The following is a 10580-nucleotide window of genomic DNA, read 5'->3' on the forward strand; positions in this document are numbered from 1 at the left end:
GAACTTGGCCTATGGTCTTCAAACGTAAGGCACTATCGAAGGAAGGGGCTCGCAACTCCAAGATGGATTGGCCCTGCTGGACTCTAATCGGGCTAATGCATCAGTTCGTCTCAGTGCAAATGCTAAATGGAAATAGTGCGATCAAAACCTAGTTGCTTGCTATTTTTGTAGCATTTGATGAATGCCTTTTTATTCAAATAGATACGACTTTTGTCATGCTAGACGACTATGGTCGGGCTAGGGTATGATTCGTGCCAATTGTGCGCTGCACACATCGGTTATGAATTGGAGGATCTCCTGTGGTTAATTTCGAAACGCGTTCCGCTATTGCCCTTGTTCTGAGTCTTGGTTTAACTGCTTCGGTAGTGGCCCAGGAGGCAACTACTACGGCTCAGCCGTCTGCTGATACGCAGCAAGCAGAATCCTCCGCTACGAATTGGGATGCAGGAAATTCCTCGTTTGGCAACGGCGGTGTCTTTGGGGCTGCCTCGACGGATAATGCCGGTATTTCGCAACGCTCGGCTGCTGCTGCCTATCAATTGGGTGGCGCGGGTGTGGCCTCTTCTGGCCGTTCGGTCGAAGGGAACATCCTGACGTCTCCAACACGTGGCCGTCCCATCCGTTTTGATAACGGCATTTTTGTTTATCCCTCGGCTTCCATTGGCTACGGTCGTAACGACAACGTACTGGGCACACAGACCAATAAAGTTTCGTCCAGCTTCTTTGTTGTTCGTCCTGAACTCGTTGGCGAAATCAAAACGCATGGTGACCGCTATACCCTGAGCTATCAGGGGAACTATGGTCGTTATCAGTCAAGTTCTGCTGATAATTTTAACCACCACGAACTGTGGCTGGGTGGCGATAACTATTTCACCACGCGCGCTCGCCTTGGTTGGGGCGTTGGCTATCTGGAGAAAAGCGATCCGCGCGGTTCAACGGATCGTGCATCGAGCACTGAGCCGGATCGTTGGCATGCCCCGATCGCACGTGTCTTGGGCATCTATGGTGCACCAGGCTCGATTGGCCGCCTGGAACTCGAAGGCTCCATGATGCAGAAGCGTTACGATAACAATCGCGCCACGACGATTGCTTCAGATGTTGATTTGAACACGGTCGCCGGGCGTTTCTACTATCGTTTCATGCCGAAGACCTCGGTGCTCTTCGAAGTGCGCAATACCTGGGCGGATTATGTTTGGGCTAACTCGACTCAGGATAATACCGATACCCGTTACTACGCCGGCTTCGTTTGGGATGCAACGGCAAAAACAACCGGTACCCTGAAACTGGGTCGTGCATACAAGCGCTTTGATGATGCCTCTCGTCAGGACGCGAGTGTTGCGAGCTGGGAGGCGAGTGTACGTTGGGCGCCGCTGACGTATTCGACGGTTGATTTGCTCGCTTCGCGAGCACCCCTGGACTCTACCGGGACGGGTAACTACGTTTTGAATAACGCTACCACGCTGACCTGGAACCATAAGTGGGCTTCCTATGTTTCGTCGCGTCTGAACTACGGTGTGATCAAGTCGGATTACAAGGGTAGCACCCGTGAAGACGATACCAAGAATTATGGGGTCGGTTTCTTCCATGAGTTGGGTTACCGCATGCGCGCTGGTATTGATTGGACCCGCACGGACCGTACCTCGAATGATCAACTTTATAACTTCAAGCGCGATGTCACCATGGTCACGCTTGAGGCTGTCCTGTAAGACATGACGGGAGTGGTTGTGACGGTTTTTAGGTTTTTGTGCTTGTTGGTATTTTCGATTGGGCTTGCATTTGCCCAATCGGATGTGCCGGTATTGAAGGGTGATGCTTTGCCACTGGCAACGGCGACGGGCTTGTCTGCCTATCGTTTGGCTGCTGGTGATGTGATTACCATTCGTGTCCTTGGTGAGGACGAACTCAGCAAGGAGAAAATTCGCCTGACCGATGCGGGTACCGTTCCCTATCCGGCGCTGGGTGAGGTGAAGGTGCTGGGTTTGACCCTCGGTGACCTGGAACGCATCATCACCTCTGGCTTGAAAGGGCGTTATCTGGTGAACCCCAAGGTCTCTGTCCACATCGAGGAATACCGTCCGTTTTATATTAACGGGATGGTGGATAAGCCCGGTGGGTATCCATTCCAGCCGGGGCTGACTGTGCGGAAGGCCGCTTCTCTCGCTGGTGGCTTCAAAGAGCGCGCTTCATTACAGAAAATTTTTATCATTCGTGATGGTGACCCGCAGCAGCGTTCTCAGCGTGCGGAATTGAATACACCAGTAATGCCCGGCGATATTGTCACGGTCGAAGAAAGTTTCTTCTAATCGCCTGTCGCTCGACTAACCATGCGCCGGCTCTGCCGGCGTATTACCTTTGACTTGACTCATGACTCAAGAACACGCGGCCGATCACGCCAAGCATAAGCAGATTTTTCTCCATGATCCGTCGGATAACGAGGATAAGCTCGATATCGTCGAATACTGGCGGAGTATAACCAAGCGAAAGTACCCGATTCTCGCGTTTGGGTTGGCGGTCGCTTTGTTGGCTGCGGTTGTGGTCTTCGTCATGACGCCGATTTACCGGTCGACGGTAACGGTTCTGATCGAAGCCAATAAATCGAAAGTGGTGACGATTGAAGATGTCTATTCCGGCATTTCTCAGAACCGGGAGTATTTCCAGACTCAGGTCGAAATCATCAAGTCGCGTGAGGTGGCGATCAAGTCCATTTTGAAGCTGCGTTTGTGGGAGGATGAAGAATTCGATCCCCGCCCCAAATCTGATTCCTGGATCAAGTCTACGTTGGCCGCGGTGGGTTTTTCCGATGATCTCAGCGAGAAAGAGTGGAGCGATGACGCGCTCGCGGAGGCGATCTACACCAAGTTCTCGAAGCAACTGACAATCGAGCCGATTCGCTTGAGCCAACTTGCCAAAATCAGCTTTGAGTCGCGTAGTCCTGCGTTGTCGGCCAAAGTGGCCAATGCTGTGGCGGATGTTTATATCGAGAATGATCTCGATGCGCGCTACAAAATGACCAAGCAGGCGAGCACCTGGCTGCAAGAGCGTCTGACAACCCTGAAAAACAAGTTGGACGAATCTGAGCGTTCCTTGCAGGAATTCCGTGAGAAACAAGGGATTGTGGATGTTAAGAGTGCGGCTCAGAGTGGTGCCGGTAAGCAGATCGAAGAGGTGATGCAGCGTCTGGTCGAGGCCCGCATGAAGCGCGCCGAGGCCGAGAATGCCTATAACCAGATCAAAGCAGCGCCGAAGGGCGCAGATTTGAGTTCCTTGCCGGGCGTCATTCGTAATCCCATCATTGCCGAAGCTAAAAAGCAGGAGGCGGAGGCGGAGCGTCGTTTGTCTGAACTGGCTCAACGTTACGGGAGTGAGCACCCGAAGTACGTTCAGGCTGAAGGCGAGTTGAAATCAGCGCGCGATAACGTGCGTCGTCAGGTCGATACCGTCGTGGCCAGTGTGACGCGTGAATTCGAGGTTGCGCGTGGTACGGAACGCGCCCTTGAAGGCGTCTTGGGTGCTGCGAAGGGGACGGTGCAAAGCCTGAACCGCAAGGAGTTTGAACTGAACGTGCTGGAACGTGAAGTGGACTCCAACCGTCAGATGTACGACATGTTCGTCAAGCGCGCCAAGGAAACCAACGTCGCGGGGGATCTGCAGACGGCAATTGCCCGTGTGGTCGACCCCGCCGTGGAGCCCAAAAAGCCGGTCAAACCGCAGAAGGTGCAAATTATTGCCATTGCCTTCGTTCTGGGTCTCTTCATTGGTGTGTTGGCTTCCTTGTTGCTGGATCGCCTGGATAACACCCTCAAAACCTCCGAAGATGTCGAAGCCAAACTCAAGCATCCGCTGCTGACGACCTTGCCCTTGCTCAAGGAGGAAGAGACGCAGCGTACTTCGACGGCGCGAATCTTCCTGGATCAGCCCAAATCGCTGTACTCCGAAGCGATCCGTACGGCGCGTACCGGCGTGTTGCTCTCGGCCATCGACCTGCCCAAGCGTATTCTTTTGGTGACCTCCAGTCTGCCAGGTGAAGGGAAGACAACCTTCTCCATTAACCTGGCGATGGCGCATGCCCATACCAAGAAGACGCTCTTGATCGACGCTGACATGCGTCGTCCTGCGGTTTCAAAGGGCCTGGATCTCCAGGTTGGTGCCAAGGGCTTGTCCAATCTGGTTTCCGGTACCGCGACTCTGGCTGAGTGCGTGCAACCGGTTCAGGGCTCCAATCTGATGCTGATGTCCTCCGGCACGATTCCGCCCAATCCGCTTGAACTGTTGCTTTCCCAGAAGTTTAAGGACACGCTGGAGGCGCTTTCCGAAGAGTTCGACATCATCGTCATCGACTCGCCGCCGGTGGAGTTGGTCAGTGATGCGCTGGTGATTGCACCGATGGTGACGGGCGTGATTTACGTCAGCAAGGCGCTGGATACCCCGTACCAGCTTGCTCGTAAAGGCCTGCAGCGTTTGCGTCGTGCCGATGGCCAGATTCTCGGTGTCGTCCTGAATCGCCTCGATTTTGAGAAGGCTGAGAAGTACTATGGCGAGTATTCCGGTTATGGGAAATACGGCTATGGGAAGAATGGATACACCAATGGTTATGGTGCAGTTTATGGGGACGATACCGCTTCGTCTTGATGTGATCTGCCATGATTGATCTTCACTCCCATCTTCTGTTTGGTGTCGATGACGGCGCCGCGACTCTCGAAGAGTCGCTGGCGCTGGCCCGGCGCGCAGTGGAAGACGGTATCCACACGTGTGTTCTGACGCCGCATATTCACCCCGGGCGTTACGCCAATGTGCGTTCAGGCTTGGTCCAGCAAGTGACGCATTTTCAGAACGAACTGGATCACCAAGGCATTCCGCTGAAGGTTCGCCTCGGCGGCGAAGTCCGTTTGAGTGTGGAGTCCCTTGAACTGCTGCTGGAAGAGGAAATCCCCTTTCTGGGCACGGTGGATGGGTACCGTGTGATGCTTCTGGAGTTTCCGCATCAGATGATTCCGGTGGGGAGCCAGCAGTTCATCGAAAAACTGCTTCAGTTCAAAGTGCGTCCGCTCATTGCGCATCCCGAACGTAACAAGGCCATCATGGCTCAGCCGGAGAAGCTGGGGCTCTTCATCAATTTGGGCTGTTGGGCTCAGTTGACCGCCGGCTCCATCGCCGGCCGCTTTGGGGATGCAGCATACGAGACCGCGGTGACCCTGCTTGAGCGTGAATGGGTCCATGTCATCGCAACGGACGCGCATAACCTCGAACATCGCCCGCCGGTACTGAGCGAAGGGGTGCGTGCTGCGGCTGAGGTGGTGGGCGCTGCGCGTGCCCAACAGATGGTCGTTGACTGGCCGGCTAAAATCATCGGCGCATGACAACAGGCCGGCCGGTTAAGCCCCTGCATTGGGCATCACGTGTTTTCATGGGAGGGTTGGCGACCCTGTCCGCGCTCTCCGTATGGACGGCCTTCCAGTATGGGGTGGCGGACCTGCGCCAATTGGCACCGCGCGCTCGGCTGATGCAATGGCAATTCACGGATGCCCGCAAGGTCAGCTGGGGGGATCTTTCCGCTGTGCGTCATGAGTTGGCCGGGGTGTTGGCGACAACCCCCGGTGATCCCTTCCTGCATGAGAGCCTGGCCGGTCTCTACGGGCGACGTGCCGAGCTTCTGAACGGCTTGCCGAAGGTGTCTGCAGAAATGCTTGATGCTGCCATCGAGCACTATCGGATGGCGGTCGTGGCACGACCGATGTCACCCTATGCCTGGGCTAACTTGGCACTTGCCCTGAGCTATCGCAAGGGTGTGACGCCGGAGATGTGGGATGCCTTTGAAAGAGCAGCCCGTTATGGCAGTCGTGAACGATTGGTGCAACGGATTATTGCCGGGATTGGTTTCCAATATTGGGATCAGGCCTCGATGCGACAACGGGTGCTTCTTGTGCAGGTCGTTCGGGACGCATTGCCGGCCAATCAAGCCGATTTGATGGCGATTGCCAAGCAATATGGTCATCAGGATGTCCTGGCGCGATGATGGCGCCTCTTACATCGCCTGTTCTCTAGCCAGCTTTTCTTTGAGATCCCGCCAGAGGCGAACCTGTGAAGCGCCGCCTCGTTTGGCCGCCCCGCTGGGCAGCCAGAGATCGTCATCGTTGAAACTGTAAACAGGTTCCAGATCCGGACGTTGCGAGGCCGGTTTGAGTTCTCGTGTCAGATTATCGAGAATCAAGGGTTCGGCTTCCGGTGTCGGATAGTAGGCGAGGACCATGTGTGACTCCCCCAGGTCTTTGGCGCGGACATAGGTGATACGCAGGCGCTCGATGGGGATCCCCAGCTCTTTCAGTGACAGGTACTTGGCAATCGAGTAATCCTCGCAGTCTGCCCCGAACGAGGAGAGTGCCTCGACCGGTGTTGCCCAGTAGTCTTCCTTTCCCCAATGCACAATATCGTTGTAATACGGAATTTGATTGAAGAAGTCATTCATCTTCCGCAGGGTGAGGCTTTCCGCTTTGGGTTCGCTGCGACGCGCACCGGCTGCCTCGGCATTGCGCATGTCCTGAATCAATCGTTGCCACACGGTAAGACGCTTGGGGGCATCAGGGGAAAAGCGGCGGGCAACGTAATTGAACAGGTTGTCTGAAAAATCGACCAATCCCGCCGTGACCAACGATGTCGCGCCCAGGCAAACTAATCCGACAAGGAGGTTTCGTGCGCGTGCAGACAAGGTCGGTTGCTAAAGATGAAAGCTGGCATTGTACAGTCAGCATGACGTTGTCGGGTGAGGGGCGCTAAGGGCTTATTTCTTTTGGCATATTCCAAGAACTATGCGTTCGGAGTACATTGCCGCTTTGCTTGATTGAAAGCTCTTGCGTGCTGCAGTCCTTGCGTCCATTCCCCCTGATCGTTTCATTCGTGTTGGCGACCGGCTGTGCATCGGTTTTCGATGCCCCGTATATTGATCTCTCGGCAAGCCTGGATGCGCCGGAGATTATGGGTGAGGCTGTTGTCGAGGTTGTGCCGCCGGAATTGGATCCGGCCATGTTGCCTGCCGTGGTTGAAAAGCAGCATTACGACGATCTGTGGCTGCGCCTGAAGGCTGGGCTCAGTGTTCCCGAGATGGATCGTGATCCCAAGGTTCTGCAAGCCGCGCGCCGTTTTGCGCAGGATCGCTATCTGGAGCGTACCTCGGCCCGGGGCGCGGATTACCTTTTTTACGTTGTGGAAGAGGTCGACCGTCGCCAACTCCCCATGGAGCTCGCACTGGTTCCGTTTGTCGAGTCTGGTTATACGCTTGAGGCCAAGTCCCAAGCGGAGGCGCATGGTGCCTGGCAGTTCATCGAAAAGACCGGGCGGACTTACGAACTCGATATCGACCGTTTTCGCGATGAGCGGCGCTCCCTGATTGCATCAACACGGGCTGCGCTGGATTATCTGAGCGACCTCTATCGCATGTTTGGCAGCTGGCCCCTGGCAATGGCGGCATACAATTGTGGCGAAAAACGGATTCAGGCTGAAATTGACCGTGCTCGCGCCAGGGGCGTCAAACAACCCGGCTTTAATGACCTTGCTGCCGTGCTGCCTGTCGAGACGCGGGAGTATGTGCCGCGCATCCTGGCGCTGCGCCGACTGATTGCCAATCCCGCCGAATATCGCTTGAGCCTGCCTGCCATTCGTAATGAACCGCGCCACAGCGTCGTCGAAATTCGCCGGGATATCGACCTTGATCTGGTCATCCGGCTGTCGGGTTTGAGCCCTGCAGCATTCAGCGCCCTGAATCCTTCCATCAAGGCCCCGGTGATTCTGGGCGGCTACAAAACCCAACTCCTGCTGCCGCATGATGCGGCGCTGCGTCTCTCTCTGGGGATGGGCACGTACGCCGGTCCCTGGGTCTCCTGGCGCGCAATCCGGATCACCCGTCCGGCGAGCCCGGGTGAGATTGCGCGGCGTAACAGCGTGCCCTTAAAGCGCCTCTTGTTTGCTAATCCGTTACCGGACGGGCAACTCTACATGCCGGGTAGTACCCTGTTGATTCCCCTGAAGAGTCACGAACTGGGAACAGCGGATGTGCTCTCCGGCGGCGTGCAAGGTCCGGTTGCCATGGGGCAGTGTGGCGCCGAGCCCTGTGTAATGTCGCGTACCGGTACGTCAGTACCGCGTCTTGCCAATTGAGGATGTGACGTGGACGCCAATCAATACGTCGCCAATTCAAGGATCAGTCAGGCACGCATTCTGGTGCTGGAGTCCGATGACCTTGCCCTGGCTGCGCTGGAACACAGTTTCCTGCGCTTGGGGATTGAAGATCGGCACGTATGTGAACAGCCGGTCGAAGCCTTGCGTCAATGGCGTCGTGTGCAGCCGGATGTTTCCCTGATCGATGTGCAATCGGCTGACGGTGAGGGCTTCAAGCTTGCCCGGGATATTCGGCAAATCGACCCGGATGCGGCCATCATCATGTTCTCGTGCGAGGCGAGTTGTCACGATCTGCAGCAGGCACTTGAAATTGGTGTTGAGGGGTATCTGTTCAAACCGCTCGATTTCCAATTGTTGCGTGAGACCCTGGAGCGTGCGCTGGAGAAGCGCGAGCGCCTGATGGATCTGCGCATGGGGCGGATGGTTTTCGAGGTGGCCAACGAAGGCATCATCGTGACCGATGACGAGCCGCGCATTCTGGCGGTCAACCCGGCTTTTACCGAAATTACCGGTTATCGGCCAGACGAGGTGGTCGGGCGAAAGCCCAGCATGCTTTCCGCCGGCTATTCGACCTCCAGCTTTTATCGATCGATCTGGGAAACGCTTAAAACTCGTGGGCGTTGGTCTGGCGAAATCGTCAACCGACGCCGGGATGGGGAGCAGTTTTCCGAATGGCTCTCGATTGCCGCCGTGGATGGCGACCTGCATGGCTCCCGTCGCTATGTCGGCCTGGTCTCGGATATCACCGAGCGCAAGCAAGAAGAGGAGCGTATGCGCCAGCTGGCGCATTTCGATTGCCTGACTGGCTTGGCGAACCGGGTCCTCTTTTCGGAACAACTGCACCGTACGCTGGCGCGTGCAGAGCGTTATGGCGAGTCGATTGCACTCGTGTATGTCGATCTCGATTACTTCAAGGACATCAACGACAACTACGGCCATGCTGTCGGGGACGAGGTGCTGCAGGTCCTGGCAGCGCGCATGCAGGACATGCTGCGTAAATCCGATACAGTCAGTCGGCGCGGTGGTGACGAGTTCGTGATCCTGCTGGAGCTGGACGGGCATCCCGAAGGGCTGGCCGCCATTTGTGCCAAACTGATTGCTGAGCTGAGTCGGCCGATCGAGCTCGACGAGTACATCCTCCAGCCGAGCGCCAGTCTGGGGATTGCCGTTTATCCAACCGATGCGCGTACCGAGTCTGAACTCCTGGCTGCGGCCGATACCGCGTTGTATGAAGCCAAGGCGGCCGGGCGGCGGCAGTTCCGCATTTTTCGTAGCGATGCCCAGTTGCAGGCCGATACCCGACTCGACATGGAGAAGGAGCTTCGGGCGGGTCTGAAGGACTGGCGGTATTCCTTGCGGTACTTGCCAGAAATCTGTCTGCATACCGGCGAGGTGGAAAACGTGGAGGCCTTGCTACGCTTCCACCACCCGGAGCATGGTCTGCTTGATGCCGGGCGTTTTTTGGAGGTGGCAGAACAGATCGGCATCATGCCTGAGCTGGGGCGACGTGCCCTGGCCGAAGCCGTCAAGGAAATCCTGTCCCTCGATAACACCCGGGAGATCGGCCTTGTGGTCGACTTGTCGCCCCGGCAACTGGCGGCACCTGGGGCCTTGAACAATCTGCTGGAAGTCTTGCGCGAAGCCGGTGTGCCCAACCGCCTGATTACCTTTGAATGCCCTGAGACTGCACTGGGCGGCAATCAGTTGGCCTTGGAAACCCTCTTCGGGCTGGCGCTGTCAGGCTGTCGCTTTACGCTGGATGATTTCGGCAGTGGCTATTGCTCATTCGGTCTATTGAGACAATTGCCGATGAGCTCCATCAAGATTGACCGCTGCTTCATTTCGGAGGTGGCCTCCAGTGCGCAGATGCGCGATCTGGTGGCGGCGCTGATCGCTTTTGCCAAGCGCCTGGGCTTGCGTGTCGTGGCTGAAGGCGTTGAAACCGCCGCACAGCTCTCCTTTCTGAAAGAGGTCGGCTGTGATGCGGCACAAGGCTATGTCTTCGGGCGCCCGATGCCGCTCAATGAGTTGCGAGAGATGCTCGCCGTGCAGGCCTGGTTGCCGAAGCTGGGGATTTCTGCCGCGCGAACCTGAGCGAAATCGTTGTCCGCATGCGAAAATTCAGCCTTCATTCAAATGTAGTGCGCAATCAGGCAGGCAAGCATGACCATCCTTGTGACCGGCGGGGCCGGCTTCATTGGCAGTAATTTTGTTCTGGATTGGCTGGCGGGCAGCGATGAGCAGGTCGTCAATCTGGATGCACTGACTTACGCTGGCAATCTGGAAAACCTGGCGACGGTCGACGGTGATCCGAGGCATGTTTTCGTGAAGGGGGACATCGGCGATGCCGAGTTGGTCACCCGACTCCTGAAGGAATACCAACCGCGTGCCGTGCTCAATTTTGCGGCGGA

The 10580-nt window shown here is 56.3% G+C and carries 9 protein-coding genes; 8 read left to right on the top strand and 1 reads right to left on the bottom strand.

What is annotated here, in order from left to right:
• The first annotated feature begins 299 nt into the window (after positions 1–299).
• From AACO21_RS16385 to AACO21_RS16405, 5 genes are all read left to right on the top strand, one after another.
• Positions 300–1706: an outer membrane beta-barrel protein gene (locus tag AACO21_RS16385; RefSeq protein WP_346193602.1), complete on the top strand. Its 1407-nt coding sequence runs from the start codon at positions 300–302 to the stop codon at positions 1704–1706.
• A gap of 42 nt (positions 1707–1748) precedes the next feature.
• Positions 1749–2303, top strand: a complete 555-nt coding sequence (locus AACO21_RS16390) for a polysaccharide biosynthesis/export family protein (protein WP_346193603.1) — start codon at positions 1749–1751, stop codon at positions 2301–2303.
• Positions 2304–2364: 61 nt separating this feature from the next.
• Positions 2365–4629, top strand: coding sequence for a polysaccharide biosynthesis tyrosine autokinase (locus AACO21_RS16395; protein WP_346193604.1), 2265 nt, complete (start codon positions 2365–2367; stop codon positions 4627–4629).
• Positions 4630–4640: 11 nt separating this feature from the next.
• The gene (locus AACO21_RS16400; protein ID WP_346193605.1) at positions 4641–5357 is read left to right on the top strand and encodes a CpsB/CapC family capsule biosynthesis tyrosine phosphatase; all 717 of its coding nucleotides are present in this window, start codon (positions 4641–4643) and stop codon (positions 5355–5357) included.
• A 56-nt stretch (positions 5358–5413) separates the two neighbouring features.
• Positions 5414–6013: a hypothetical protein gene (locus tag AACO21_RS16405; protein ID WP_346193606.1), complete on the top strand. Its 600-nt coding sequence runs from the start codon at positions 5414–5416 to the stop codon at positions 6011–6013.
• Between the two features lie 9 nt (positions 6014–6022).
• Here AACO21_RS16405 and AACO21_RS16410 read toward each other — a convergent pair whose 3' ends face one another.
• Positions 6023–6703, bottom strand: coding sequence for a transglutaminase-like cysteine peptidase (locus AACO21_RS16410; protein ID WP_346193607.1), 681 nt, complete (start codon positions 6701–6703; stop codon positions 6023–6025).
• Between the two features lie 158 nt (positions 6704–6861).
• On the opposite strand from AACO21_RS16410, the gene AACO21_RS16415 reads away from it, so the two are divergent.
• The 3 genes from AACO21_RS16415 to AACO21_RS16425 all read left to right on the top strand — a co-directional run.
• Positions 6862–8148, top strand: a complete 1287-nt coding sequence (locus AACO21_RS16415) for a transglycosylase SLT domain-containing protein (protein ID WP_346193608.1) — start codon at positions 6862–6864, stop codon at positions 8146–8148.
• A gap of 9 nt (positions 8149–8157) precedes the next feature.
• Positions 8158–10263 (top strand): EAL domain-containing protein, encoded by a 2106-nt coding sequence (locus AACO21_RS16420; RefSeq protein ID WP_346193609.1) that lies wholly within the window; start codon positions 8158–8160, stop codon positions 10261–10263.
• 69 nt (positions 10264–10332) lie between these two features.
• On the top strand, positions 10333–10580 hold a 248-nt coding region (locus AACO21_RS16425; RefSeq protein ID WP_346193610.1), incomplete at its 3' end, for a GDP-mannose 4,6-dehydratase.

Origin of the sequence: Dechloromonas sp. ZS-1, from assembly GCF_039649255.1 — a bacterium.
GTDB lineage: Bacteria > Pseudomonadota > Gammaproteobacteria > Burkholderiales > Rhodocyclaceae > Azonexus.

Bases quoted from the DNA above. Each gene is read 5' to 3' on its own strand.
- AACO21_RS16400 (WP_346193605.1), top strand. From the start codon at position 4,641: ATGATTGATCTTCACTCCCATCTTCTGTTTGGTGTCGATGACGGCGCC.
- AACO21_RS16395 (WP_346193604.1), top strand. From the start codon at position 2,365: ATGACTCAAGAACACGCGGCCGATCACGCCAAGCATAAGCAGATTTTT.